Source organism: Candidatus Zixiibacteriota bacterium (assembly GCA_040752815.1).
Classification (GTDB): Bacteria; Zixibacteria; MSB-5A5; order GN15; family FEB-12; genus JAGGTI01.
The window spans coordinates 46335-72863 of sequence record JBFMGC010000002.1 but is presented as its reverse complement, the minus strand read 5'-3'; the positions used below and the strand labels follow the sequence as shown (position 1 = coordinate 72863).

At 58.1% G+C, this 26529-nt stretch carries 25 protein-coding genes; 16 read left to right on the top strand and 9 right to left on the bottom strand.

The window, feature by feature from the left end:
- Nucleotides 1-44: 44 nt before the first annotated feature.
- Nucleotides 45-455, bottom strand: coding sequence for a DUF1761 domain-containing protein (locus AB1772_01075; protein MEW5794927.1), 411 nt, complete (start codon nucleotides 453-455; stop codon nucleotides 45-47).
- A 186-nt stretch (nucleotides 456-641) separates the two neighbouring features.
- On the opposite strand from AB1772_01075, the gene AB1772_01070 reads away from it, so the two are divergent.
- Complete coding sequence (locus AB1772_01070) at nucleotides 642-1502, top strand: hypothetical protein (protein ID MEW5794926.1); 861 nt, start codon at nucleotides 642-644, stop codon at nucleotides 1500-1502.
- Between the two features lie 436 nt (nucleotides 1503-1938).
- On the opposite strand, the gene AB1772_01065 is transcribed toward AB1772_01070, so the two are convergent.
- From AB1772_01065 to AB1772_01040, 6 genes are all read right to left on the bottom strand, one after another.
- The gene (locus AB1772_01065) at nucleotides 1939-3342 is read right to left on the bottom strand and encodes an RtcB family protein (protein ID MEW5794925.1); all 1404 of its coding nucleotides are present in this window, start codon (nucleotides 3340-3342) and stop codon (nucleotides 1939-1941) included.
- 247 nt (nucleotides 3343-3589) lie between these two features.
- Nucleotides 3590-4123 carry a hypothetical protein gene (locus tag AB1772_01060; GenBank protein MEW5794924.1) on the bottom strand — a complete coding sequence of 178 codons (534 nt, stop codon included), beginning with the start codon at nucleotides 4121-4123 and terminating at the stop codon, nucleotides 3590-3592.
- Between the two features lie 63 nt (nucleotides 4124-4186).
- Entirely contained in the window at nucleotides 4187-4609 is a 423-nt protein-coding gene (locus AB1772_01055; protein MEW5794923.1) for an archease, read from the bottom strand.
- Nucleotides 4610-4667: 58 nt separating this feature from the next.
- Nucleotides 4668-5579, bottom strand: a complete 912-nt coding sequence (locus AB1772_01050) for a PfkB family carbohydrate kinase (GenBank protein ID MEW5794922.1) — start codon at nucleotides 5577-5579, stop codon at nucleotides 4668-4670.
- A gap of 93 nt (nucleotides 5580-5672) precedes the next feature.
- Entirely contained in the window at nucleotides 5673-7409 is a 1737-nt protein-coding gene (locus tag AB1772_01045) for a 1,4-alpha-glucan branching protein domain-containing protein (protein ID MEW5794921.1), read from the bottom strand.
- Entirely contained in the window at nucleotides 7406-7729 is a 324-nt protein-coding gene (locus AB1772_01040) for a DUF3467 domain-containing protein (GenBank protein MEW5794920.1), read from the bottom strand. Before AB1772_01040 ends, AB1772_01045 begins: the two co-directional genes overlap by 4 nt.
- A gap of 143 nt (nucleotides 7730-7872) precedes the next feature.
- Here AB1772_01040 and rfaE1 point away from each other — a divergent pair, with 143 nt between their 5' ends.
- The 8 genes from rfaE1 (at nucleotide 7873) to AB1772_01000 (ending at nucleotide 15844) form a co-directional block, all read left to right on the top strand.
- On the top strand, nucleotides 7873-8919 hold the full coding sequence (rfaE1, locus tag AB1772_01035; GenBank protein ID MEW5794919.1) for a D-glycero-beta-D-manno-heptose-7-phosphate kinase: 1047 nt from the start codon (nucleotides 7873-7875) through the stop codon (nucleotides 8917-8919).
- Nucleotides 8916-9830 carry a hypothetical protein gene (locus tag AB1772_01030; GenBank protein MEW5794918.1) on the top strand — a complete coding sequence of 305 codons (915 nt, stop codon included), beginning with the start codon at nucleotides 8916-8918 and terminating at the stop codon, nucleotides 9828-9830. The genes rfaE1 and AB1772_01030 overlap by 4 nt, the downstream gene beginning before the upstream one ends.
- Nucleotides 9831-9916: 86 nt before the next feature.
- A complete protein-coding gene (gene pepF, locus AB1772_01025; protein ID MEW5794917.1) occupies nucleotides 9917-11821 on the top strand; it encodes an oligoendopeptidase F in 1905 nt (634 codons plus the stop codon).
- A 22-nt stretch (nucleotides 11822-11843) separates the two neighbouring features.
- Nucleotides 11844-12302, top strand: coding sequence for a D-glycero-beta-D-manno-heptose 1-phosphate adenylyltransferase (rfaE2, locus tag AB1772_01020; GenBank protein MEW5794916.1), 459 nt, complete (start codon nucleotides 11844-11846; stop codon nucleotides 12300-12302).
- Nucleotides 12303-12337: 35 nt separating this feature from the next.
- Nucleotides 12338-12970: a tetratricopeptide repeat protein gene (locus AB1772_01015; GenBank protein ID MEW5794915.1), complete on the top strand. Its 633-nt coding sequence runs from the start codon at nucleotides 12338-12340 to the stop codon at nucleotides 12968-12970.
- A gap of 2 nt (nucleotides 12971-12972) precedes the next feature.
- Nucleotides 12973-14055, top strand: coding sequence for a Xaa-Pro peptidase family protein (locus AB1772_01010; protein ID MEW5794914.1), 1083 nt, complete (start codon nucleotides 12973-12975; stop codon nucleotides 14053-14055).
- A 90-nt stretch (nucleotides 14056-14145) separates the two neighbouring features.
- On the top strand, nucleotides 14146-14637 hold the full coding sequence (accB, locus tag AB1772_01005) for an acetyl-CoA carboxylase biotin carboxyl carrier protein (protein MEW5794913.1): 492 nt from the start codon (nucleotides 14146-14148) through the stop codon (nucleotides 14635-14637).
- Nucleotides 14638-14665: 28 nt separating this feature from the next.
- Nucleotides 14666-15844, top strand: coding sequence for a PilT/PilU family type 4a pilus ATPase (locus tag AB1772_01000; GenBank protein MEW5794912.1), 1179 nt, complete (start codon nucleotides 14666-14668; stop codon nucleotides 15842-15844).
- Nucleotides 15845-16196: 352 nt separating this feature from the next.
- Here the strand turns inward: AB1772_01000 and AB1772_00995 are convergent, their stop codons facing one another.
- Nucleotides 16197-17045, bottom strand: a complete 849-nt coding sequence (locus AB1772_00995) for a PhzF family phenazine biosynthesis isomerase (protein ID MEW5794911.1) — start codon at nucleotides 17043-17045, stop codon at nucleotides 16197-16199.
- A gap of 230 nt (nucleotides 17046-17275) precedes the next feature.
- Between AB1772_00995 and AB1772_00990 the strand changes: the two genes are divergently transcribed.
- From AB1772_00990 to AB1772_00970, 5 genes are all read left to right on the top strand, one after another.
- Nucleotides 17276-18304, top strand: coding sequence for a rod shape-determining protein (locus tag AB1772_00990; protein MEW5794910.1), 1029 nt, complete (start codon nucleotides 17276-17278; stop codon nucleotides 18302-18304).
- A gap of 105 nt (nucleotides 18305-18409) precedes the next feature.
- Nucleotides 18410-18973 carry a sigma-70 family RNA polymerase sigma factor gene (locus AB1772_00985; GenBank protein MEW5794909.1) on the top strand — a complete coding sequence of 188 codons (564 nt, stop codon included), beginning with the start codon at nucleotides 18410-18412 and terminating at the stop codon, nucleotides 18971-18973.
- Nucleotides 18970-19536, top strand: coding sequence for a hypothetical protein (locus tag AB1772_00980; GenBank protein ID MEW5794908.1), 567 nt, complete (start codon nucleotides 18970-18972; stop codon nucleotides 19534-19536). The genes AB1772_00985 and AB1772_00980 overlap by 4 nt, the downstream gene beginning before the upstream one ends.
- Nucleotides 19533-20153, top strand: coding sequence for a hypothetical protein (locus AB1772_00975; protein MEW5794907.1), 621 nt, complete (start codon nucleotides 19533-19535; stop codon nucleotides 20151-20153). Before AB1772_00980 ends, AB1772_00975 begins: the two co-directional genes overlap by 4 nt.
- Before the next feature lie 256 nt (nucleotides 20154-20409).
- Entirely contained in the window at nucleotides 20410-21042 is a 633-nt protein-coding gene (locus tag AB1772_00970) for a Spy/CpxP family protein refolding chaperone (GenBank protein ID MEW5794906.1), read from the top strand.
- Between the two features lie 274 nt (nucleotides 21043-21316).
- Here AB1772_00970 and AB1772_00965 read toward each other — a convergent pair whose 3' ends face one another.
- Complete coding sequence (locus AB1772_00965; GenBank protein ID MEW5794905.1) at nucleotides 21317-22660, bottom strand: hypothetical protein; 1344 nt, start codon at nucleotides 22658-22660, stop codon at nucleotides 21317-21319.
- A gap of 236 nt (nucleotides 22661-22896) precedes the next feature.
- Here AB1772_00965 and rnr point away from each other — a divergent pair, with 236 nt between their 5' ends.
- Nucleotides 22897-25065 carry a ribonuclease R gene (rnr, locus tag AB1772_00960; GenBank protein MEW5794904.1) on the top strand — a complete coding sequence of 723 codons (2169 nt, stop codon included), beginning with the start codon at nucleotides 22897-22899 and terminating at the stop codon, nucleotides 25063-25065.
- A 38-nt stretch (nucleotides 25066-25103) separates the two neighbouring features.
- The gene (locus AB1772_00955) at nucleotides 25104-26528 is read left to right on the top strand and encodes a sigma-54 dependent transcriptional regulator (GenBank protein MEW5794903.1); all 1425 of its coding nucleotides are present in this window, start codon (nucleotides 25104-25106) and stop codon (nucleotides 26526-26528) included.
- Nucleotide 26529 lies beyond the last annotated feature (1 nt).

Sequence of the window (26529 nt, the reverse complement as noted above, 5' to 3'; positions counted from 1 at the left end):
GGGCCGCAACGCAACGCGTCACGCACCTGAGCAGACCCCGCGCCTCAGTGCCACGCGCCGATAATAACGCCTATCAAGATAAAACCGACCAGGTGGTAGAGGATATTGATGGCCGACAATAGCCGAGGTCGCTGCTCAAAGAGATCGTTAACACCCATTGACGTCAGCACGAAGCAGATCCCGGCAAGCAGTCCCAGCACGATTCCGTCCCACACGGTCGCAAGTTTCGCCCACACATAAATCCGAGCGATTCCATAAGCGACAAGGAAAGATAGTATCAGGGCCCAGACATAGGTCACCGGAGAGAAGCCGGCGGCTATCTGTTCTTTGGTCTTGCCGATACCGTTCATCCAGGCGCCGGCGAAAAGCGGTGGCGAATACCAGACCGCGCCGAGAGCCATATAGGCGATTGCCGCCACTATCACCGCCCACCAGTTCATTGAGATTGCCGCCATACAAGGTTACCTCCTTGTTTAGCGTTTACCGGGCCGGATTATGAAATTGTGGTGTCAATAAGTCAAGTTTTTTATATTGGCACAGTGACTTGCGACCACACAGGGCAACTATACAACCAATCGGGCAGTGGTATGTCCGACGCATATTCCTTAAACTTGCGCCTGATCCCCCAAAGGAGAACCGCTATGCGCGCTTTTGTGTCATTGTTGCTCGCTGCTTCCTGTTTTCAGATGTTCGCCCTGGCGTATCCCCTGGCTGCCCAGGACGACACGTTGCCGGCGTTCCTAAAAGACCGCGGCACGGGAATTCCGACCTCGATGTTCGGCACCTACGTTCGCGAAGGGGAACTACTCATCTACCCGTTCTTTGAGTATTACCTCGACAATGATCTCGAGTATAAGCCGGACGAGTTGGGGTACGGTGCCGATATCGACTACCGCGGAAAGTACCGGGCCTCGGAAGGGCTGATCTTCCTGGGCTACGGCATCTCCGACCGGCTGGCTATCGAATTCGAAGCGGCCGTAATCGACGCCTCGCTGGAGTCTGCGGAAGACGACACTACCGACGTTCCCGATAAAATACAGGAATCGGGGCTGGGCGATGTCGAGGGACAACTCCGCCTGCGCTGGAATCACGAGAGTGAACGCAGCCCTGAGTTTTTTACTTACTTCGAGGCGGTCGCGCCGAATCAGAGGGACAAAGTGCTGATCGGGACGCCCGATTGGGAGTTGAAGCTGGGATCGGGAGCGGTCAGGGGATTCTCGTGGGGTACAATGGCTGGCCGGCTGGCCATGGAGTACTCGGTGGAGGAGGACAAGTTCGAACTAGGGGAATTCGCGCTCGAATACTTGAAGCGGTTGTCGCCGACCTGGCGTGTCTATCTTGGGGCGGAAGGGGCGCAGGATGAAATTGGGCTTATCGCCGAGGCGCAGTGGCACGTTACCAAGTCGGTGTTCTTCAAGTTTAACAACGGGATTGGGATAACGTCGAAAGCGACCGATTGGGCTCCGGAGGTAGGGGTGGTGTTCTCGGTGCCGGTGAGATGATTTAACCTGTAGGTAGAGACGCCTCTCGGTGGCACTCTATTTCCGATGGGATTGAGAAAGTGCTCGGTGCCCCACCCCTTTGGGTGGGATGGAAGTAATTCTCGAGTGAAGAACTGCCCTTCCGTCGGCAGATGAGGGCATCTGCCGGGCACGGTTATGAAGCCCTCGGTGGCCCAGCACTCTTGGTGGGATTGAAATGCCTTTGTAACTGATCGGCAGGCCTCCGCGCCTGCCGCAGGTCGACGCGGCAGGGATGGAACCCTGCCGATCAAAAAAAAAAGAGATTCATCTCGCGAAAAGGAGATCCGGCAGGCTCACCTTTTAAGGTGGGATTTATAATGAGCGATGTCGGGTTTCTCGCTCAAATGGTCAATGCTCGGAACCCGACCTACAAGCCTGAGATTGGCAGGTTCGAGGCGAACCTGCCCTACCGGATCTACCCCTTCATCACCCCCACCGGGCGCAGGCGGGCGACTTTCCGCGCGATCCCGGCGTTGTGTGCGATCTGTACGACCTCGTCAACGTCTTTGTAAACTCCTGGCGCTTCTTCGGCCACACCGCTCTTGCTGGCGGCGCGAAGGTAGATACCCTGTTGTTCCAGTCTCGCCCGCACCTGATCGGCCCGGAACATCTTTGTAGCGGCCGTGCGCGACATGCGGCGTCCCGCTCCATGACAAGTGGAGCCGAACGTCTCCCGCATCGCCTGGTCCGTTCCCACAAGCAAATACGACGCGGACCCCATGTCGCCCGGAATCAACACCGGCTGGCCGACATTTCGATAAGCCATCGGCACCGCTGAATTTCCCGGCCCGAACGCCCGAGTCGCGCCTTTGCGATGCACATACAGTTTGCGCCGTCGCCCTTCGTATTCATGCTCCTCGAATTTGGCCATGTTATGAGCGATGTCGTAAATGAGGGCGAGCCCAAGACGGTGCGCATCCTCGCCCAGCACCTGTTCAAAAGACTCGCGCACCCAGTGGGTGATCATCTGGCGGTTGGCCCAGGCGTAATTGGCACCGCACTTCATGGCCGCAAAGTACCTCCGCGCCTCGGGTGACGATGCCGGGGCGCAGGAAAGCTCACGGTCAACCAACGGAATGTTGTATTTCTGATTGGCGCGGCGCATCGTATCGAGATAGTCGGTGCAGATTTGATGGCCGCAGCCGCGCGAGCCGGTGTGGATCATGATCGTGATCTGGCCTTGTTCGGTGATGCCGAACGCCTTGGCGGCGTCGCGGTCGAAGATTTCATCCACCTTTTGGATTTCGAGAAAGTGGTTGCCTGCCCCGAGCGACCCCAGTTGCGGCGCGCCCCGTTTCTTGGCGTTTTCCGAGACCGCCTCAGGATCGGCCCCGCGAATGCATCCGTTTTCCTCGGTGGCCTCGAGATCGCCCTTCCAGCCGTACCCCTCGGTAACCGCCCATTCAGAACCGCGCGCCAGGACTTCGTCGATCTCAGTGTGCGACAGCTTGCGCTTACCTCCGGCGCCGACCCCGGATGGGACATTGCTGAACATCGCGTCCACCAGCGGTTTGATGTGCGCCTTGACGTCATCGAAACGCAGCGATGATCGTATTAGCCGCACCCCGCAGTTGATATCATAGCCCACTCCTCCCGGCGAGATGATCCCCTCTTCGGCGTCGAACGCCGCCACTCCGCCGATCGCGAAGCCGTAGCCGTGGTGAATGTCCGGCATGGCGAACGAAGATCCGACAATGCCTGGCAACGTGGCGACATTGGCCACCTGATCGGGGGAATCATCCTGGATGATCTGGTTGAACATCGGCTGATCGGCATAAATCAGCCCCGGCACCCGCATACGGAGATTGGCCCGTTTCATGGCGTCCGACTGATAAGTCGGCTCGATACGAAACCGGCAATCATCTACTTTGGTCGCTACTCCGCGCCACACCATGGCTGACTCCTTTGGCCGACGATATTCCAGCGTGCCATATCGTAAACCGTGCCTGGCAGATGCTCACATCGGTCCCGCTCAGCGGCGGGGACGAGTGGCGCGGCCGTTGCGACCGCAACGGACGTGACACGCGGCTCCGTCCGCTGCAGCGGCTGGTTGGGCGACACCAAGCCTACTCGAGCCTCAGCCGCATCCACTTCTCGGGGGCCTCCTGCGATACTCCTAACGGGAGCGATTTCTCGGGCCGCTTAAGGTGCACGAAGAGGTACACGTCGGCACCAAGCTCGCGACGGTCGAGCTGGAACTCGAATGCCTCGGGTTCAAGGAACCGTTGACGATCCCCCTCCACGATCGTCCCGACCACATTCGCCGACCACCAAGAATTGCGACCCCACGACATCTCCGCCCAGCGCCCCTCGTCGAGCACTTTCTCCCCAAGTGCTGAAGAGACGTGCAACATCCGCGTCCGCTCATGCGATCGGAGATACAGGTCTACACCCGTGTGCCGAGGCCCCTGGAAGGCGATGGCCAGGAACAGGCCACTACCGTCTTTGTGGACTCGAATCTCGGTGTCTGCGTCGAGTCGCGCACTGGCCGAGCTGTCCCATTCTCCGTCACCCAGAAACCCGTTGACAAGTACGCAACCGCCATCAGGCACGGACACGACAGTCAGAGTAGTGGCGATCACCAAAGCAAGTACAGTCACAGATCCTCCTTTCGGCTGAGCGCTCTACGTCGTAGTGTCGCCCAACTGCCAGATATGCTGACACTATATATCAAACAGCACCTGCACATGGCAAGGGGTGTCGCCAATTCCCTCATTGATCTCCATCAGGTGATACGAAACACCCTTGACCACTATGCCGCCGCCGTGCCGTTTGGAGTCAAACGGCTCACCGAAACAGACCGCTAACAGGCGGCGATCACTATCGAACGTAACTCGAAACTCACTCAGCACGATGTTCCGGGTCTCGTGCATGACTATCAGCTCTGAGAGGAACGTGACCAGCAGCCCTTCGACATCGATAGACTCGACTGTAATGTAATGTTTCTCCACCGCTCGAATCTCCGCTCCGCCGGTGATGATGTCGAACATCGCTCTCGCGGCGTTGGCAAACGCCTCCGCTAAGGTCGCGCCTTCGGCGCGGGCGATTATATCGGCGGTGTGGTCTTTGAATTCGTACGGTTTCACGACTTTCATAGTCCAGGAGTAGATCGGGACCCTCGTGGTCCCGACAGCGCTTCCGGCCCTATGCGCGAAAATAGGTCAGCGCACGAAGCGACGCAATCCGCCGCCTGATCGCGTACCGAGTCAGGTTTGCGGTCGCGCGGCAACTGAAATCCTGAACGCAGAACGACGCCATCACGGTCCCGGTCGCCATTGCCCGGCGAAAAGCGTGTTCGTCGAGGCGGTCGGCCCCGCAAAGGCTGCCTATAAACCCGCCGGCAAAGGTGTCGCCCGCGCCGGTGGGGTCTTTCACTTTCATCAGAGGCAGCGCCGGCAAGGCGAAAAACGAGTTTTTGCCGTACATCTGAACACCGTAGCCGCCTAGCTTGACGATAACACGTTTGGGGCCGAGCTTGAGAAGCGCCCGCGCCGCGTTGGGAAGCGCATGGCAGCCGGTGAACTGGCGGGCCTCGGCGTCATTGATACAAATCACATGAGAGCGGCGGAAGATCCGTTCAAGTCGTGACCTCTCTGACTTTATCCAGTAGTTCATCGTGTCGCACAACACCAGGCGCGGCCTTTTCATCTGGCGAAGCACCTGAAGCTGCAGGTCGGGCTGGATGTTGCCGAGAAACAGAAACGGCGCCCGACGGTATTCGAGCGGTATAATCGGCGTGAACGCCTGGAACACATTCAACCGAGTGGCGCGTGTGTAGGCGTGGTTCATGTCGCCCTCGTAGAAGCCCGACCAGTGAAAAGTCCGTCCCCGCGGGACCACCTGCAGCCCCTCGAGATCGATCTTCCGTCGCTCTAACAGATCGAAATGCCGCGGCTCGAAATCCCCGCCTACTACTCCGACTATTCCGGTTTTGGCGAAATACGACGCCGCCACCGACGCGTACGTCGCGGTGCCGCCCAGGGCGCGGGAGACCTTGCCGTGCGGCGTCTGGACCGTGTCGAGCGCGACCGATCCTACTATGACCAGATCAACCAAACTCACTTCTCCTGTCGCGAGGGGTGCCGATTCAACCTCCGGGCCGTCCGCCGTCAGTCGGGGTCGGCAGGCAACACATATAGCGGCCGGCCATTAAGCGGGAAACTCGACTTTGGCGAACCACTCCAATTCGATTTCCGGGAAAAGCGTGTCACGTTTGGCGCAGTCGCGGAAATACTGCCACTCGCCGTCCGAGACCGGGTCCCCGGCAATCAGCTTTTCAGCCAGCGTGGCCAGCCGCTTGAAATCTTCGTAATGTTCAGTCAGCCTCAGTTCAGCGTAGTCACGAGCCGCAAAAGTCGAAATCAGGAACTGCCAGTCTGACGCCGACAGCAGCATCAGCTCCCGTGCCGCCTGCTTGAGTACCTGCTCCAGTTCGGAGGTCCGCCGCGCCGGTTCGTCGAGCCAGATCCGGGCCAGCTTGCACATCCGCGATTCGGCCTCGTAAATGTGCACCCAGGTCCACTCCGTGTGCTGGTTGAGCCATATGTAATGGTGATTCCCCTGACCCCAGCTTCCTTCGGGGACTGAAACAACCTGGGTCGGTTTGCGGCGGTCAAGATCTTCGGACAGGAAAGAGAGGTCGATATTCTTTGACTCGCATGCCTTCCTGAGGACCTGTTTGAGAAAGAGCGGCCCCTCGAACCACCAGTGGCCGAACAGTTCGGCGTCGTACGGCGCCACCAGAATGCCGGCACGCTTGCTCTCGTCGTGGTAGGCACAGAGGATTTCTTCGGCCTTGCCGGCGAAATGGGCGGCGTTTTCTTCCAGTCGTCCCAGTGCAGAATGGCGGTGGTACTCGACCTTGTCGGCCAGGTCGGATTTCGCCGAGGTAACCGCCCAGTAGCGCAGGCCGCCGGGGAACCGCTTCTTATGGAAGTCAAGATAGTGCCCGTCGCCGGGATAGCCATGTTCACCCGACCAAACCAGAAGGCCGGTCTCGGGGTCGCGGGTGAACACCGCGGTGGGCGCTTTGCCCTCGGTGTTGGAGGCGGCGAAGTAGACCTCGCGGGGAGTCTTGTCGAACTCTTCGGCTCTCGGTTGATAATACTTCTCGAACTGGTCCCAGAGCAGTTTGAGGGCGTCGAACCGATCGATATACACGCCTATCGATTTGCCGCCCTTGAGCAGGGCCGAGTCAATGATGAAAAAGTCGAGCCCGTTTTCGGAAAGAAACTCCTCGACCCCTTTCCGGTGGTATCCGTTCCGGCTGCCGTGTATCGGCACGGGTGGTGTCCATTGATAGCGCGGCCGGTAGGCACATTCAGGAAGCCAAATGCCGCGCGGTTTACGGCCGAAGTGTTTCTCGTAGTTTTTGACCGCCGCTTTGGTCTGTGCCTGCAAGGATTCATCGCGAGATAACAGCGGGAAGTATCCGTGAGTCGCCCCGCAGGTGATGATCTCCAGATAGCCGTCGTCTTGAAGTCGGCGGAACTCATACAGGATGTCCTGGCCTATGTAATTGAACTGCTCGAGCGTCTTTTCGTAAAACGCCTCCCACATGTGCGATGTGGCCAGCAGGTTTTCCTGGCCGTACTTGTAGAACTCCTCGCTGTCGTGACGAGCGGCGCGGATTTTCTGGTTGAGATAAGCGACAAACTCTTCCTTGAATTCGCTGTCGGAGAGCTGTTCACACAGCACCGGTGACAGCCCGATAGTCAGTTTTGGGCGGTACCCTTCGGCGACCAGCTCGTGGAGGGCGCGAATCAACGGCTGATAGGTCTCGGCAGCGGCCTCGCACAGCCAGTCCGTCCCGTGGGGCCAGCGGCCATGAGAAAGAACATACGGCAGGTGTGAGTGCAGGACTACAGTGAAGTATCCCTTTTTCACTTGGCCGCTCCCATGGAACCGGTTTCAAACCCGATCGGCTTGGCGCCGGTTTGCGGGCCGCCGTGCATCTTGATCTCCCCGAACTGTTCCTCATGTTTCTTGATGTTTTGTTCCAGTGTCTGGAGCAGCAGCTTGGTGTGCATGGGGGTCATGATAATGCGCGCCACCACCTTAGCCTTGGGGGCGGCGGGCATTACGCGCGCAAAATCGAGCACCATTTCCGTCGGCGAGTTGTGGATCATTGCCAAATTGGCATAAGTTCCCTCGGCCTCTTTTTCGCCAAGTTCGATATTGATCTGCTGTCTGGGTGGGGTGGTCATCGGTATTTTCCCTCCGGGAAACCGGTCTGTGGTTCTTCGCTTGTAACAGAACCACCATTGTAATATATTCGGCCCCCGAGTCAACCTCTTTGTCGATAAGATCGTACGAGGTCGACTGAGGGCCGACTCCAAACAGGAGCCACATGTCCTTAAGCCGAAAGCGCATCCAGCAACTGACCGCCGCTATCGGGCACGCCCGGGTGCTAATCCTGGGCGATATCATGCTGGACGAGTACCTCTTTGGCTCGGTGGCCCGGATTTCCCCCGAAGCTCCGGTACCAGTGGTGGATATCGAGTCGACGCGCCAACTGCTGGGGGGCGCCGCCAACGTGGCGGCCAATATCCGGGCCCTGGGGGACAAGCCGATTCTGCTCGGTGTGGTGGGGCACGATCGCGCAGCGGACCAACTGCGCTCTCTCATGCGGGAGCGTGGGATGGCCACCGACTACCTGGTTGAGGACCGTTCCCGTCAAACGACCATCAAAACCCGAATCATGGCCCACAGCCAGCAGGTGGTGCGTGCGGATCGCGAGACTCGCCACGATCTGGATCCGTCGGCCGAGCGCGAAATAATGGCGCGCTTTGAAAAGGCGGCCCGAACCGTTTCGGCGGTGATAATCTCCGACTACGGCAAGGGGATGATCACCCTGTCGCTGCTCCAGAGTGTGGTCGAATACTGTCTCAAGAAGAAGATCTTCGTGGCGGTCGATCCGAAGGAAAACCGCTTCCACCATTATCGCCGAGTATCACTCATAACGCCGAACCACCACGAGGCCGGTTTTGCGTTCGGGCGGCGGATTCTCAACATGGATGACCTCCTGGCGGTCGGTCAGGGGCTGCTCGACAAGCTCGAAGCAGAAGCTATCCTGATCACCCGCGGCCCGCAGGGGATGTCCCTGTTTCGGCGGGGTCACCCGCCTACCCATATTCCGACCTTTGCGCGCCACGTGTACGACGTCACCGGCGCGGGGGACACGGTTATCGCGGTGTACGTTTCGGCGGTGGCGGCTGGGGCCGATCCGGTCGAGGCGGCGATCGTATCCAATGCCGGCGCCGGGGTGACAGTCGCCGAGGTCGGCACGGCCTCGGTTACGGTTGCACAGCTCCGCGAAGAGCTGGAGCACCATCTAAACAGCGGGCGTCTCGCCGAGGCGAAGCCGACCCTCAAATCCAAAGGACGTAAATCGTGAGACAACTCATCTGTATCGCCCTGCTCGCTCTGGCGGCTTGTTCTGCCAACCAGGAACCACCACAACCCTTGAGATTCACTTACCACCCGCCCGATTCAGTCTCTTTTGTGGTCGAGTTGGCGATGACCCAGGTGTCGGCTCAGGACCAGCAGCAGATGGTCGACAGCACCTGGACCAGAACCCGTCACTCCCAGGTGGCAGTCCCCGGCGGGTACCAACTGTCCGGATTGACCGATACGGTGATCGTTTTCCGCGACGGGCAACCGGTGATTAATCCGCTGGTGGGACTTTTTTCCCAGGGCCATATCGTGTTCCAGATAGATGCATCCGGCCGGATAACGCGGGTGTCCGGTTTCCAGGAGCTGCTTGACAAACTCGACCAGTTGGTCGGAGCGGATACAGCCGCGGCGGTGCGACAAGCCGTCACGGCCCAGGTCCTTGAGCAGCAGGAAATCGAAACCTGGAATGCCAAGTTCTCCCCGTTTGTGGAGCGCGAAATGCGCCTGGGCCAGGCTTACTGCGATACCACCTATCCCACCCTACCGGTCGAAGGGAGGCTGACATCGTACGGTATCAGCGAACTGGTGGATACTGTCAGAATCGGATCAAAACTGTGCGGCAAGCTGCTGATCACGTCCAGCACTAATCCGGCCGAACTGGCCCGGCTGTCCGATAGGACAGTCGATGACGTCAATAAGCTCTTCGGTTTGGGAGGAGACGCCGCGTCACAGGCCGCCCAGCGGCAGGCTGGGCTTTCGACACGGCGGGAGTGGCTGGTCGAGTTCGAATCGATGCTTTCTCACACGGAATCGTCGCGTCAGGAGGCCTTTTATTACGAGCTGACCGCGAGCGGCATGCCGGTAAAAAACACTATTTCTGAGTCACAGAGCAAGAAGTTCGTGTATCCGTGAGTATCGGGAAACGCAAGGACCGCGGCGTAACGCCTCGGATATTGCCGATTGGAAATCACTGTCTCACGACCAGAGGTTTGCACCATATGAACAGCCTGGGATTACGGTTCAATCAAACACGACTGACTATGTTGGTCGCAGCAATCCTGCTGCTTTCGCATTCTGTGCTAAGCGCACCCGCCACTCGAGTGCGCGATTCGATCCCGGAACAGTACAGGTGGGACCTGAGCGATATCTATCCGAACCGGGCGGCTTGGGAACGTGCGTACGACTCGGCCTCCGGCATGATGGACTCTTTCGGTTCGTTCAAAGGGCGGGCCTCGAAAACCCCCAAGGATCTGGCGACAGTGCTCGAGTTCCGGGATCAGGTGGGGATGAAAGTCGACCGGGTCTCGCTCTTTGCCGATCTGAATCTGGCCACGGCGATAGGCGACAACGAGCTAACCGCTCGCAATCAGCGGGCCGAGAACCTGCGTTCTCGCCTGGCCGAAGCCGCATCCTGGCTCGAGCCGGAATTGCTGCAGCTATCCTCGGAGACGGTTCGGAAATGGCTGGACCGGGAGCCTGCTCTAACTCCGTACCGCTACTGGCTGGACAACCTGTTTCGCATGAAGCCGCACTATCTGGATGAAAAAGGGGAACGGCTGCTTTCATATTTCGGAACTTTCAACAGCTCTGTGGACGCTGTTTATTCTGGTTTCGTTTACTCCGACATCCAGTATCCCACGTATATAAGCGTGAGTGGGGATACGCTTCTGCTCAGCGAAGGCCAGGTCTGGTACCAGATGCGCACCAACCGGGACCAGGAGGAGCGCCGCCGGATATTTCAGACTTTCTACAAGGCTTACGACAGCTATATCAACACCTATGCCGCCATGTACAACAGTATTCTTCAGCGCGACTGGGCGCTGGCTCGGGCGCGCAATTACGAACTGACGCTGGAGGCGGCTCTTGACGGCGATAATGTCCCCGGCGAGGTGTACCGCAATCTGATCAGCACGGTGCGAAAGGGCACAGGACCGCTCCAAAAATACCATCAACTGCGCAAGGAGGCGCTCGATCTGGAGCATTACTACTGGTCTGACCGCCAAGCGTCGCTGATTAGCTCCGACCACAGCTACGAGTATGATCAGGTCGTGCCGTGGATGTACGAGGCGATGGCTCCGCTAGGCGACGATTACGCCCGGCGGCTAGGGCAGCTTTTTGGCGGGCGGCGGATCGATGTCTACGAAAATGAGGACAAGTACACCGGCGGGTTTCAGTCGGACGCCTACGGCACCCCACAGTACATCCTGATGAACTTCAATGGCACGCTGGAGGAGGTCTTTACCCTGGCGCACGAGGCGGGACACGCCATTCACGCGAACTACTCGGGCGAGAATCAGCCCTACGCCACCGTATACTCGACTATTTTTGTCGCCGAGGTGCCGTCGACTCTCAACGAAGCGCTGCTGCTAGATTACATGATGCAGCGCACCGATTCGCCGGAGGATCGCGTGGCCATGCTCCAGCGCGCGATTGAGAACATCGAGGGGACATTCTACCTGCAGACCATGTTCGCCGATTTTGAATGGCAGGCCCACCAGCTCGTGGAGACAGGCGAACCAGTGACCGCCGAATCGCTCCGCGGCATCTGTGGGCAACTCATGAGCGATTACTACGGAGAGGCGATTGAGGTAGACAGCCTTTACTACTCGTACTGGACCCGAATCGGGCACTTCTTCTCCAGCCCGTACTATGTTTACAAGTACGCCACCAGCTTTGCGGCGTCGGCGCAGATCGTACAGGGGATCCGGTCCAGCGATCCTGAAACCCGCGACAAATCTCTGGACGCATACCTGGCCCTGCTGAAAGCGGGCGGCAACAATTACCCGATGGCGCAGTTGAAAGCAGCCGGTATCGATATGACATCGCCCGAGGCCATTCAGGCGGTCATCGACCAACTCGACACTCTCGTAAATCGCCTGGAGGCCGAGCTCGCCAGGATCTGATTTATTGCTGGACAGGCCGTTCATGCTCGTACCTCGCAACAAGATAGCCGCCCTGGCTGACCGTCTCCGGCGCAAGGGCAAGAAGCTGGTGTTCACCAACGGTGTGTTCGACATCCTTCACCGTGGCCATGTCGAGTATCTGGCCAAGGCGAAGTCGTGTGGCGACGTGCTGATAGTGGGCCTCAACAGCGATACGTCTGTCCGCCGCCTCAAGGGATCTGCGCGCCCAGTCCAGAGCCAACGCGATCGCGCCGCGATATTGCTCGCGCTGAAATCGGTGGACTATGTCGTAGTCTTCCATGAAGACCGGCCGGACCGGCTTATTGAGCAGGTGCGCCCGGATGTGCTCGTGAAAGGGGCGGACTACAGACTGAGCGAAATCGCCGGCGCCGCGTTTGTCAAAGCGTACGGCGGCAAGGTTAGCCGTATCGGGCTTACGCCGGGTCGCTCCACCAGCCGCCTTCTGAAAAAGCTGGGCTGAGTCGGCGTGGTGTGTTCGCTAGCGGAGCCGTAAGTATGTCTCAAGTTGAAACTCGGACCGAATCCGCGCTTGTAGACCGTCTGGCGGCGGACGGGTACTGGGTCGCGATTGCCGTCAAACGCCTGAGCGAGGGGAAATACGCCGATGCCATTGCGCTCTGCCGAGAAAACCTCGAGAGCCGGCCCGATCTGGTGTCCGGGCGGCTGGTGTACGCTCAAGCGCTCTTCCGCTCAGGTCAGGCCGAGAGCGCGGCTGCACATTTCCGGCGGGTCCTGGCGCTGGATCCGGTCAACATTGTCGCGCTCAAATACCTGGGAGATATCGCCTTTGAGGCCGGTGATGTCGTCTCGGCTATGAGCAACTACGGCCGCATACTCGAGATCGACCCGTTCTGCCGCGGGTTAAGATCCGATATCGTACGCCATCGTACGGAAACAACTCGAACCATCACACTGACACGCCGCGCCGAGGCAAAAGCCGACTCGGTGGCGGAAAACCTGCGGGAAATACCGTTTTATACCGAAACGATCGGCGACCTTTATCTCGCCCAGGGGTATCCTCGACTGGCGGCGCGAGTGTTTCGCAAGCTGAGCCTCGAGAGTGACTCACCCCGCATCACCGAAAAACTTAGCCTCGCTGAGAGCAAAAAAAGAGATAAGGATGACTGACTATGTCCGCAAAACGTCTTGCTGCTGTTCGCGCCCAACTTCAGGAAAGCAATCTCGACGGGCTGATTGTTGTCAACCGCAATCAGGTTCGTTACCTCACGGGTTTCTACGGCCACGATGACCTCGATGGCCTGCTGGTTCTGGCGGGTCGAAGTTCATTTCTGTTCACCGATTTCAGGTACACCGACGATGCCAGAAAGTCGGTGCGTGGCGCGAAGGTCGAGATCGTCAAAGGCTCCAAAATCGCTGCCCTCAAGGAGTGCCCGGGACTTGGTGGGGCCAACTTTCGCCTGGGGTACGACGCCGCCACGATGACTATGGCGATCGCCGAACAGGTGCGCAAACACCTCCCCGGCTGCCTGCTGGTGCCCGCCGAAAAGGTCTTCGCCGAGTTCGGCTGGGTCAAGGATGGGTCGGAATTGGCCAGCATACAAGAAGCGGTCGACATCTCCGACCGGGCGTTCGAGCGCATTCTGAACCTGGTTATCCCCGGAATTCGGGAGCGGGAGCTGGCGGCGGAACTCGAGTACCAGATGGCCATGCTTGGTTCGGAGAAGCCGGCGTTCGAGACGATTGTGGCCTCCGGGTACCGCGCAGCCATGCCCCACGGGCTGGCATCCGCAAAGAAAGTGCAGAAGGGTGACTTTGTGACCTTCGACTTTGGAGCGACTGTTGGCGGGTACCTTTCTGACATCACCCGCACCGTAGTAGTCGGCAGGGCCACCAGCCGTCAGAAGAAAGTGTATAATACGGTACTGAAGGCTCAGTTGGCTGCGATCCGCAGGATCAAGGCCGGGGCGAGCGGCAAAATGGTCGATAAAACCGCCCGTGACCTGATCAAACGGGCCGGCTATGGCAAGAACTTCGGCCACGGGACCGGCCACGGGATCAGCATGGAAATCCATTCCGGTCCCCGGCTCTCGCCTCTGGCCGACGATAACCTCAAGGCGGGCAACGTAGTAACAGTGGAGCCCGGCATTTATATCAGCGGCTGGGGCGGGGTCAGGATCGAAGACGATGTACTTGTCACCCGCAATGGCTGTCGGGTCCTGAACCGGGCGCCAAAAAACTTGTTGGAGCTATAACCCGAAAACGGTATTATCCCTATCGCTTGGGTTTTGCCACTGTCGGAGGCCCTGCGCGGCCGCCGCTATCGGCCGTCAGGGAGGAGTCCAATGAGAGAGAAATATATCAAAAGCCTGATACGCCTGGTTGAAGAGTCAGATATTGAATCGCTGGAAGTTTCCAGTTGGGGCCGCAAGGTGCGCATCACCCAGCGTCTCGGCGCGCATCCCAACGGCCACAACAACGGCGGAAACGTCGTTCCGATGCCCTCCCTGGGGTCCCCCCAGGCCACCGCGTCGACCCCGCCCCGGGAAGTTCCGGCTGAACCATCCCAACCAGTTGCCGACAATACCAGTAACCTGGTCGAGATCAAGTCGCCCATGGTAGGCACGTTTTATCGGTCACCGGCGCCCGACGCCGACCCGTACGTGTCCCTCAATGAGCGAATTACCGAGGGCCAGGTAGTGTGTATTGTCGAGGCAATGAAACTGATGAACGAGATTGAATCGGAAGTCAGTGGTCGGGTGGTCAAAATCACGGTGGAAAACGGCAAGCCGGTCGAATTCGGCCAGGTTCTCTTCCTGATCGATCCCACGAGCTGACCTCCCGGTTCTCGGGAAAGGCGCTTCCATGAATCTCAAGCAGATGCTGGTTGAGATGCTCAACCGCAAGGCTTCGGATTTGCATATCCGGGTCGGGGTACGGCCGCACCTGCGGGTCAACGGTTCCCTTCAGCATATCGCCACCGATCCGATCACGATCGAGGCCATGGAACAGGTGGTCGGCCAGATCCTCAACGAAAAGCAATTCGAGCGCTTCCAGCGCAAGAACGAGATGGATCTGGCGTTGTCGGTGGCCAAGCTGGGTCGATTCCGTATCAATCTGTTTCGTCAGCGCGGCACCACCGGTATCGCCATTCGTGCGGTCAACACGGTTGTACCCGGTTTCGAGGAATTGAACCTGCCCAAGATAGCCAAGGACCTGGCCAGGGAGCGGCGCGGCCTTATTATTGTCACCGGCACTACGGGTTCGGGAAAGTCGACGTCACTGGCGGCGGTCATAGAGGAAATCAACGCGAATTCAGCCATGAATATCCTCACCGTCGAAGACCCGATCGAGTATATCTATCGCGACAAGAAAGCGATCATCTCGCAGCGCGAAGTCGGCGGGGATACCGAGTCATTCGCCACGTCACTTCGCCATGCTTTCCGACAGGACCCGGACGTGATCATGATCGGCGAGGTGCGCGATTTAGAGACAATGTCAATCGCGCTGACCGCCGCGGATACCGGCCATCTGGTGTTGACCACCCTGCACACGTTGAACGTCGTCGAGACCATCACGCGTATCGTGTCGTTCTTCCCGCCTCACCAGCATCAGCAAATTCGTCTGTTGCTGGCGGGCACGCTCAAGGCTATCATCTGCCAGCGCCTGTTGGCCCGTTGCGACATGCCCGGCCGCGTGCCTGCGCTGGAGATCATGGTCAATCATGGTGCGATCAAAGAGTGCATCATGGATCCCGACAAGACTGTAGATATCCCGGACCTGATGGAAGCCGGCAACGTACAGTACGGCATGCAGACGTTTGATCAGTCGATCATGCGGCTGTACAAGCAGGGGATGATCTCGTTCGAAGAGGCGATGGCGAACGCGTCGAACCCGGATGATCTCGATCTGCGCCTGAAGGGGATCGTGGGCGCGGCCGACCGCTGGGCGGACGAGCAAAACGCAAGCGAATCCGCGGATTCAGCGCCTCGCACACCTTCGCGCCGCGGCTCCGAGCTCCCCGGCGGCTTTGCGAAGTACTGATCTTGCTTATGATCGGCAACCCTCCGTGTCTGCCGAAAGTTCCGTGAGCGGCAGAAGTCCGGATCAATGGTGGGCGGCAGATCCTGCCCCGGACTTGATCCGGGGTCCTCGTCTTTCCCTGACTACCAGCTACAGATTTGTGCGTGGTGAACGTCCTGTCCACCACGGCCCCATGCGTCGCAGAACGACCGGTATGCCCCAGGGACCTGGCGCACCGGGAGGTACGCCATGCACGACTTCGAACGCTAAGCTAGCGCCCGTGGGGTGGAACCCTGCTGGTCAACGTCTCCCAATCTGCTTGTCGCCTGAACCCGCGGAGGTGCTGGTAGAAATCACCGCTGCACTGATCGTCTCAAACGCAGAGCCCACCGTCAGCGATTTTCACCGCGTCACCGCCAATTTGGATCTCGTTATCGGACGGATTAAATCTGGCAATCACCAGGCCGCCGCGAGTTGCGAAATCACCCTGGTGGATGCGCAGTTGATCGATGCTCTCTCCAGCGTGTCGGTAGAACGCCAGAATGGCACCGGCCGCCCCTCCCGTGACGGCATCTTCCGCACCCAGAAGCGAAGTTGTGAAGTGGTGCGAACGTACCAACGGTGGTTGGTCATTTCCATACGCGCACAACACGACTTCTGTTATCCCGAGCGTGCGGCAGATGGCTATTACCTGTGCACGAGCGAGGTCGACACGCTCCAGTTCCGAATGCCGCACGTCCAAGATCAGGCGCTTTCGCCCCAGGTCGACAAACGCCATCATATCCGGTTTGATTCGAGTCCGACCAAGAAGTTCACCAATCTGCAGACGTTGGTCACTTGGGAGTTCAGTAATCGTCGGCCTTCCCAGGGAGCAAAAAACTGACAGTGAGTCGTGCCGCTCGATCACGACTTCCCTGTTGCCAATTGCGGTTTCGACGGTGTGCTGGCCAGATAGAATGTCCCGGTCCTCCATCAGGGCGTACACCGCCCCGACCAGGCCTTGTCCGCATATTTCGAGTTCCTGGTAGGGTGTGAAGGTACGCGACGTGAAAAGCAGGTCCGGCCGGCTGCCGGGCAGGAGGAAGATAGTGTCGGGGAGGGAAAGCTCATTGGCCAGACGCTGCATCAGGTCAGTCTCGAGGGAGTGGTCGGCATAGACAACACCGGTTGGGTTGCCCTCGAAAGGTCTCTGTGCGGAGACGTCATAGATCTGGAATCGCATAGTGGGATGATATCCCGCCGGCTGGATTGCGTCAACACTGGCACGTACATCCGCGATTGCCGTTTACGGCGACTCTTTGCGCGACGCCGGAGACAGCGCCACCCTTTTAGCTTGCCCTAAATCGCTCAAACCGGTAAACTTACCGCCGACAACGCACGATATAGGCTGTAGGCACTTTATGGTCGTCGGGACCGGCCCATAGATTACAAACGTGGCTAAAAGGACTTAACTTGGGATTCTTCGATCTGCTCTCAAACGACATTGGTATCGATCTCGGAACGGCCAACACGCTGGTGTATGTCCGCAATCAGGGGATCGTACTTAACGAACCATCGGTGGTGGCGGTGGAAAAATCGTCGGGCAAAATCCTGGCGATCGGCTCCGCCGCGAAAGAAATGACTGGCCGTACGCCCGGCGGGATCGAGGCGATTCGCCCGCTAAAAGACGGCGTGATTGCCGATTTCGACATGTCCGAGCGGCTGATTGCCGACTTCATCCGCCGCGTGGTCAAGCGCAAATATATAATGAAGCCACGCGTGGTGATTTCGGTGCCGTCAGGGATAACCGAGGTCGAAAAGCGAGCGGTGAGGGACTCCGCCGAGGGGGCGGGCGCCCGCGAGGTGTATCTGATTCAGGAGCCGATGGCCGCGGCGATCGGGGTCGGCCTGGCGGTCGATCAGCCCAGCGGCATTATGGTGATCGATGTCGGCGGGGGGACATCGGAGATCGCGGTGATCGCCCTGAACGGGATAGTCAATGATACGTCGATTCGTGTCGCCGGCGATGAGTTCAACGAGGCAATCATCAATTACCTGAAGAAGAACTACAACCTGCTTATCGGTGAGCTGACCGCTGAGGATATCAAGATCAAAATCGGTTCCGCTTACGCGCTGGACAAGGAACTCTCGATGGAGGTCAAGGGGCGCGACCTGGTGGCAGGTGTGCCGAAAAACCTGACTGTTTCATCGGTGCAGATTCGCGAGGCGCTCTCCGAAACGCTGGATATTGTAGTCGAGGCGGTCCGGCAGGCGCTCGAACAAACTCCTCCCGAGCTGGCCGCCGACATTCTGCAGCGCGGGATTGTGCTTACCGGCGGCGGGGCGCTTCTCCGCGGGCTGGATAAACGCCTTCGCCAGGAAACCAACCTGCCTGTCAATATCGCCGAGGACCCGCTCACCTGTGTCGTTCGTGGGACCGGCAAGGTTCTGGAGGATTTCATTAAGTACACCAAGGTTCTGGAAAAAAGTCGGCGCGACTGAGCCGCGCCGCTTGCCAGTTTTCGGCCGGAACTCGTTCCGGCCGTTTTCTTTTGTGGGCATTAATCTTTCGCCCCGGTAAATTGTCATCAAGGTAGAAATGGTGATATGACGGATTCAGCCCCAGAGACGATGGAAAGTCTGGTCGAAAAGGCGCTGGCCGGTGATCGGCAGGCTTTCTCCGTCATCGTGAGGCAACTGATGACACGCGTAACTGCCTTGACATATAGAATGACCGGCGACATGGAAATCGCTAAAGAGCTGGCCCAGGATACTTTCGTTTCGGCCTGGGAGAATCTGCGGACCTACAGGGGCGACGCCGGCTTTGCCAATTGGGTGTTCCGAATCGCAACCAACAAGTCGCTCAACCATCTGCGAAGTGCAGCCCGGCACGGAACTGAGAGCGGGTCAACTCTCGACGATCTGGAATCATCCGCCCCCGATCCGGAAAGACAGTTAAATCGCCGCGAGCTGGCCGACAGGGTGCGGGAGTTCATGTCCGGCCTGCCGCCGCAACAGCGGGCAATTTTCGAGCTTCGGTTTTACAAGCAGATGCCGTTCGAGCAGATCGCCGAAGCGCTGGATCGGGCGGTGGGGACGGTCAAAACCGGTTACCGCGAGGCGGTTATCAAGCTTCGCGCCCACGCCCTCGAAAAAGGATGGCAGGTATGAACTGCGATAAGGTGCGCGAAGAGCTCGAGCTTGATTTCGGGACCAATCAGTCTTCGGCTGAGGTTGCAGATCATCTTCGCACTTGCGAATCTTGTCGCGCTTACCGTGATGAGCTGATCAATCTCGCTCCGAGACTGGGTGACGATGACAATATCGCCCTGACGTTTGCTGAGATCGAGCACGCCGTTCGGATGGTGGAGGGTCGGATTGCGCCTCGCCGGTCATATCGTCCGGTTTTTCGCCGATGGCTTCAACCACTGGTGCGCGTCGCGGCGGCCGCGGCGATCGCCCTGTTCGCCTACGGCGCTTACGAACTTGGTCAAATGCAGGGCATGAGCGAGGATGGCGTGTCGTTAACATCGACAGGTGTTACAACTGACAATCTGACATTGTTGCTCACGGGTGATCTTGGCACTGAGCTTGATGACGACATGGTCAGAGTGCTGATAGATGAGTTCAGCTCAAGCGCTCCCCTCGGCGCGAGTGAGAGCTTACTGGACGACATAAGCGAGGAAGAAATGAAATATCTCGAAGAACATTTCGAGATTGGAGATTTGCTATGATGAGCCTGAAGCTAATTGGCGCTGTGCTGATCAGCGGTGTCCTCACATTCGCAGTGACGGTTGCGGATGACCTGACTGTTCCGTCGGCGGAACCGGCCGGCCACTTCGATTGCCGTCCGATGCCCGGGTGTATGCTGGCGCAGGCACCAGACGAGGGAATGATGATGCCGCGCGAGCAGCGTCGCCGGATGCATCACGAGATGATGCAGCAGCGGAAGCATCTCGAACAGCTGCGTATCCTCAAAATGCTCGAGCTGCTCGATCTGAAACCCGATCAGGAGGTGCCGTTCCTGACCGCGTTCAATGCAATGCGGGAGCGTCAGCGCGAGCTCGACACCCGCACCGACCAGGCGCTGGATTCACTCGCGCAGGTGATACACGACGGTGCCGGCTCTGACGCTCGGATCAACGCTCTGATCGATCAGGTGAAGGCGCTCGAGGTCGAGCGGCACGGCAACATCATGGCGTTTGTCGATCGGATGCGCGGGATGCTGACCCCGGAACAGACCGGTAAGTTCATCATCTTCCATAAGCGTTTTGAGGCGGAGCTGCTGGAGCAGGTGGGCCGCTTCCGTCGCGGCATGGGTGCGCCCGGATCACCGGAAGGCGAGGGATGAACTATGATTGTGGCATCTGTACCCCACCCAACGGGTGGGATTCGCAACGGCAATAACCCGGTAGTTTTCGTAGGGCAGGAGCCCTGCGCTCGTGCCATCAACGCATCGCGGTGACTATTATAATGGCAGGACCACGGGGGTCCTGCCCTACGAATCATAAGACCGGTAGCCCACAGCTCTGCTGTGGGTCGATGGATATGGCTATGACGCAATCATTAACATAAGAAACTGAATGTCGGTAGAAAGGAACCACACTATGAAAAAACAACTGTTCGCAATCGCGGCGGTCGCACTTCTTCTGCCGCTGGCCGCATTCGCGCAACCGGGATCCGGCGACGGTCCGTTTTGTCCGCAGGGTCGTGGGATGGGGCAGGGACCCGGTCAGTGCTGCATGGGCGGCGGGATGCATCGCGGCGGCCCTATGGGGGATGACGATCACCCCGGTATCGGCCATCTGATCGGGCTCGCTGACGAACTCGGCCTCAGTGAGCAGCAGCGCGATCAGCTCAAGAAGATGCAGGTCGAGTTCCGGATGCAGATGATCGACCGCGAGGCGGAGGTCGAGAAGGCGGAAATTCGTCTGCGCACGCTGATGATGGACAAGAACGCGCCGGAGGCTGAGGTTGGCCGGATGATCGACGATGTCGCGCGCCTTCGCGCCGACGTGCAGAAACTGAAGTACGGCCACCACAAGCAGATGCGCGGCGTGCTGACTAACGAGCAGTTCGAGAAACTGCAGAAGATGCGCGAGGAGCGCCGCGAAGAGCGCCGGGGCCACGGCATGGGGCACGGCATGGGCCAGGGCATGGGGCCGTGCCAGGGACAAGGCATGGGGCAGAAGGCGTGCCCTCCCGGTTGCGGCAAGCACAGCATGGGCGGCCGTTCGTAAGACTTACGCTAGGGTGCCCCACCCCTTGGGGTGGGTTGAGATTTCGTGCCGTCGGGCGACCCTGCCCGACGGCTCAGGATTGCGAATCGCAACCTTCCTCCTCGTTGCGGCTCATGTGTCACGTGAGCCATTGTCAAGGCCCGCACCCGCAGGCCTTCCTTTTGGGGCCTCGTGAACGAAGAGTCTTGTAGGGCAGGTCTGCTTCAAACCTGCCAATGATGGCAGGACCACCAAGGGGCCCTGCCCTACGAACCTGGAGATCAATTCTCTATGATTACTCCTTCTGGGGCTTCCTACTGAATACCCTATCCCACCATGAATTGACCGGGGTCTCATCGGACGTTTGTCTTTCGAAAATTGAAAGAGGTGAAGCAGAGAGAATTTTGATTGCTTCCTCGCAGAGATACGGCAGCCCCTTATCAGCCGATACCTCAGACATCTGGGTTTTATAACCCTCGAAAGATCGAGAGACCGTTTCCTTAAAAGCATAGACTTCTTCGAGGCGAATCATGTGGCCGAAATTTCTGCCAAAAAACCAACCGGCCCAAATAAACGGAAATGTCAGCGGAGTTCTCTGGAGTACGTGTTGCCACCAGTCGGCGTTAGTTTGCGTGGCAGTGCCTGAGGGATACTCCAGAACTATCAAGATAACAAATCCAACCAAACTAAGTATCGACGCCGCGAAATAGATGAACCATAATTTCTTCGTTTTCGCTATGTCCTCCTTCCGCTGACGGAATGCATGTGCCAATCCCGCGCTCGTAGTACCGGGCAGTAAACTCTCTGCGCGATCGTGCACTTGATTGAGCTTTTCCACCATATCATCTCTGGTCTCAAAGGTATTTTTCAATTCCTTATTCAGCCTAGAAACCAAGTCGTCAGCTTTGGTGTTGATCTCAGCAACCGAGTCTTTGTATTCCTTGATCTCGCCGTCCCGGAGGTCCACCTGTGTTTTCACGGCCTCAATCGAGGATAGTAGTTTGGATACCTTGTCCCTATCTGTCTCTATCTGAGTAACAGTATTAGTAGCGGCACCACCAAGGGTATCTATATCGGTTTTCACTTTGGTTGACTCATCCGCGTTCTGCTTGATCAGGGTATATTGGGTAGCAAAGTTGGTCTGAGCTTCCTCCAGCTGTGTAACCAAGTTCTGGAGTTTATCCCGTAGATCGAGGGCTTGTGTCAGTTCGTTCACGACACGTTGTGCTTGAATCTCGAGGTTTTTGAGACGGTTCTCTGTATCTTTGTATACCGCGGTTTGACCGGAGAGGTCTTGCAAGCGACTTTGCCAAGTGAGAGTAAACAAGCGTTCAATAGACGAGCTCAAATTCACAACCTCATCCACGCCGCCAGCCAGGGACACCAGAGCTTTTGAGATCGCAGTTAGTTCACCGTGGATCGAATTTTGAATAGATAGAGGTATTTGTATTAGCTTCTTGCTCTGGATGGCATCCTCTAGAAGCGCTTTCATATTTTTTAGATTTATGAGGGATTCCTCAAGGGAAATTTCGCCGCGCGTTTTGTCAAAGCCCAGTTCCTCACACTTTCCGAGCGCGGCAGCAATGGCCTCCTCACTGAACGTTGTGAGGATTGGCCAAATCTCGTCGATTTTTACCATTCTGTCCTCCTGAATACCATACTAGAGCAACAAGAGGGAAAGTAGGAACATCGGTCTGCTTTCAGCAATCAGAAAAAGTAGGGTCTGAAAAGACTTGTCGAGGTCACCAACATGGGTGACGTACCCAGTCAACCTTGTCTGGACTCCTGCCTCCGCAGGAATGACAGTTTCTATCACCCTGCCAAAATGGCAGATTAGGGCTTGACTGACATGGGCCGCCGCTATAGCTTAACCCCATGCCCCTGAACAAGAAAACTATCCTCGATTTCATCCGGGCTCAGGCCGACCGCCCCATGAAAATCAAGGAAATCGCCACCGCCATGCGTGTCCCGCAGACGGATTACCAGGCGCTGCGACGCGGCGTCAAACAGCTCATCGACAGCGGCGAGCTTATCAATCTCAAGCGCGGTCGCGTGGGTGTGCCGGATCAGTTGGGGGTCATAGTGGGCACCATGTCGATCACCCGCAAAGGGATCGGTTTTCTCATGCGCGAGGGTGTCGAGCCGGACATCCTCATTCAGTCGTGGGACCTTCACACCGCGCTCGACGGCGACCAGGCCATGGTCCGGCTCAAGGGCAAAGTCGAAGGTCGCGAGGCCGGCTCGGTCATCCGCATTGTCAAGCGGGCCGACCGGAACATTGTCGGCGTGTTTCACTCTGAGCGCAAATTCGCGTGGGTGACTCCCGACAATCCGCGCATTCATCGTGACATCTATATCCCGATCGATGCTACCGACGGCGCACAGAACGGTGAGAAGGTCGTGGCGAAGTTGACCCTCTGGGACGATCCGCATCTCAATCCGGAAGGGCGGATTGTCGAGCGGATCGGCTTCCCCAACGATCCTGGGGTCGATATGCTGACAATTGTCAAGAGTTACGGCTTTCCCGAATCGTTCCCAGCCGAGGTCATGGACGAAGCTGAGCGCGCCGCCGCAAAGTTAGCAGAAGATTCACAGTCGCACCGTCTCGATCTCAGCCACGAGTGTATCTATACGATCGACCCGTTCGACGCCAAAGATCATGATGACGCAGTCGGTGTCGAAGAAACCGCGTATGGGTATCGTCTCGGCGTGCATATCGCCGATGTCTCGTACTACGTGGAGGCCGGGTCGGCGCTAGATGTCGAGGCGTTCAATCGCGGCAATTCGGTGTATCTGCCGGGGATGGTCATCCCGATGCTGCCGGAAGTGTTGTCGAACGATATCTGCTCGCTCAAGCCGCACCGCAAGCGGCTGGCCCATTCGGTGTTTATCGATTTTGACCGCCAGGGCAGGATGCACAAGTGGCAACTGGCCGACACGATTATCAACTCCAAAGCCAAGTTGTCGTACGAGGAGGTGCAGGACCTGTTCGACGGCAAACCGGTGGCGAGTCATGTCGCAACAGTAGCCGACAATCTTCTGTTGGCGCGCCGGCTCGCACAACTGCTGAGCAAGCAGCGTTTCGCGGAAGGTTCGCTCGATTTCGATCTGCCCGAGGCGAAGATCATTCTCGGCAAGGACGGCGAGGTAATCGAGCTTGGCAGCCGTGTGCGCTTGGAATCGCACCGCCTGGTCGAGGAGTTTATGTTGGCGGCCAACAAGGCGGTCGCACTTGAGGTCTTTCGCAAGGCTCAGCCGTTTCTCTATCGCGTGCATGACAAGCCCGATTTGGAGAAGCTGGAGGCGTTCTCGTACATGATGGAGCGGCTCGGTTACAAGTTTCCAGTGTCGAAAACGATGCGTCCCATACAATTCTCGCGCTTTCTCGATAGCGTGAAAGATGCGCCGGAAGTTGATCTCATCAACGAGCTCTTGCTGCGCTCGATGGCCAAGGCGGTCTATCAGCGCGAGAATATCGGACATTTCGGTCTGGCCTTCTCGCACTACACGCACTTTACATCGCCCATTCGCCGCTACCCCGACCTGCTCGTGCACCGGCTGCTTCGCAAGCTCAAGGGGAAACGCTACCCGGTGGCGTTTGCACGGCGAGTTGAAAGCGTGATTGACAACGTGGGCAAACACTGCTCCGAAACCGAGCGCATGGCGGAGGCGGCCGAACGCGAGGCGGTCCGAGTCAAACAAGTCGCGTACATGGCCGCGCATCTCGGCGACGAGTACACCGGAGTGATCAGCGGCGTGATGCCCTTCGGTTTCTTCGTGCGGCTGGATCGCCTGGGAGTTGAAGGCCTGGTACGGGTGTCATCCATAGATGATGACTTCTATCGCTACGATGAACAGAACTTCCGGATAGTGGGCACGCGCACGAAGAGAATCTATCGATTGGGCGATGCCGTGAAAGTCGGCGTGATGAAAGTCGACCGGACCCGCAATGAGATCGACTTGTTTTTGATCCGTCCAAAGCCGGAGAAGGCAAAAGCGAAAAAAAACGGCGTTGGCAAAAAACGCCGCCGCAAGCGAAGCTGAGTCGGTCTGTATAGCGATTGGGAGACAAACGCAGAGATATGATTTCAGATGTTGTTATCCTGACCGATGAAAAACAGCGCCCCGCGACAGGGATCAGTTGGGCGTCTATCGGTACGCCGGTAACGACTATGGCGCAGGTTTACCAGCTCGTGCGCGAGCGGACAATCAGCCTGGTGCTGGTCGATCTGAATCGTCACGATGTCAACCAAGCGGTGGCGATCAAGATCCGCCGCCCGAACGGTCTGACTGATATATGGAAACTGGTCGAGAGCGACACGTCGCCCCACGAGGTCGAGCCGTTTTTCGACGGCGCCATGCCCTCCGATCTTGGCACTGACGGTATCGCCAAGCGCATCTCGCAGATCATCTCGGACAAGAAACTGCTGGAGAAGTACGGGATTATCGGCCGATCGCGCGCGCTCAGGGCGCTGGCGGGGATGATCGACAGGATTGCACCGACAGATGTATCGGTGCTGATTGTCGGACCGTCCGGTTCCGGAAAAGAACTGGTCGCCAGGGCGGTGCATCAATCATCGTCACGGTCAAAAGGACCGTTTGTGACCATCAACTGCGGCGCAATCTCCGAGGGGCTGCTCGAGTCGGAGCTGTTTGGCCACGAGAAGGGAGCTTTCACCGGCTCGGTCGGCAAGCGCGATGGACTTTTCCGCAAAGCCGAAGGCGGGACCATCTTCCTCGACGAAATCGGCGAAACCAAGCCGGACATGCAGGTGAAACTGCTGCGCGTGCTCGAAGACGGCACGTTTTACCCGGTCGGTTCGTCGGTGCCGGAGCGCGCCAACGTGCGGGTGGTCGCGGCCACGAATCGTGATTTGACTGAAGCCATCGCCGATCGCCGCTTCCGCGAGGATTTGTATTTTCGGATTTCGGCGGTTAAGCTGGTGGTGCCGCCGCTGCTAGAACGACGCGGCGATATCCAGCCGCTGCTGCAGCACTTCTGGCGCGATCAGAAGGGGCTCGATTATTCGGGCGGTGCGCTGGAACGACTCATGAAGTACGATTGGCCCGGCAACGTGCGCCAGTTGCGCAATTTTGCGTCGCGCATGGCCGCACTCAAGCCGGCCGGTCTGGTGGAGACCGACGATGTCGAGAAGTTTCTCGCAGAACAGCACGCTGCGGCGCAGCACCTGCCTGTATCCACCGGCCGCACTGCCGAGGAGGCCGGGCAGGAACTGATTTACAGGGCGATACTGTCACTCGGCAATGAGATCAGGCTGCTTCGGAATTTGATCACCGCCAATCTGCCGGGCGAGCAGCCGGTCGGGAGCGCCGAGCCTATGGGGCCTGATTCACTTGACGCGAACACTACGATGGAAGAGATGGAGGAGGCTTTGATTCAGCAAGTGTTGCAGCAAACCGGCGGGAACCGCAAAGAAACGGCGCGGCGATTGGGAATTGGGGAACGAACTCTGTACCGCAAATTAGCCAAGTTCGGCCTGAGGTAGC